The 400-nt window shown below is 66.8% G+C and carries 1 rRNA gene; it reads right to left on the reverse strand.

The window, feature by feature from the left end:
* Positions 1–287 precede the first annotated feature (287 nt).
* Positions 288–400, reverse strand: a 16S ribosomal RNA gene (locus QQM67_RS30510); the annotation flags it as partial.

Below are 400 nucleotides of genomic sequence, written 5' to 3' on the forward strand. Positions count from 1 at the left end.
AAACACAGCCGATAACAGCAGCGGCGGCCGCTCGCTCTCTCAGACACCCAACAGTGTGCCCACCACCCCCCACCCCGGCGCCCCCGTTCCACACCCACCGGCCCGACGGGAAAACCCCGACGAGACACGCAGGCAGTACTCAGAGACGCCGCCAGGCCGGCGGCGGCGAATAGTCAACGTTCCACCCATGAGCATCCAGCACCGGACACGCGCCGGTGAACTGGGCACCTCTGAACCCGTCCCCTGCCAGGTGTCCCGGCGGGGGTCAGGCCGTGGCTGCTCCTTAGAAAGGAGGTGATCCAGCCGCACCTTCCGGTACGGCTACCTTGTTACGACTTCGTCCCAATCGCCAGTCCCACCTTCGACGGCTCCCTCCCACAAGGGGTTGGGCCACCGGCTT

This window comes from Streptomyces winkii (genome assembly GCF_032248595.1).
GTDB classification, from domain to species: domain Bacteria; phylum Actinomycetota; class Actinomycetes; order Streptomycetales; family Streptomycetaceae; genus Streptomyces; species Streptomyces winkii.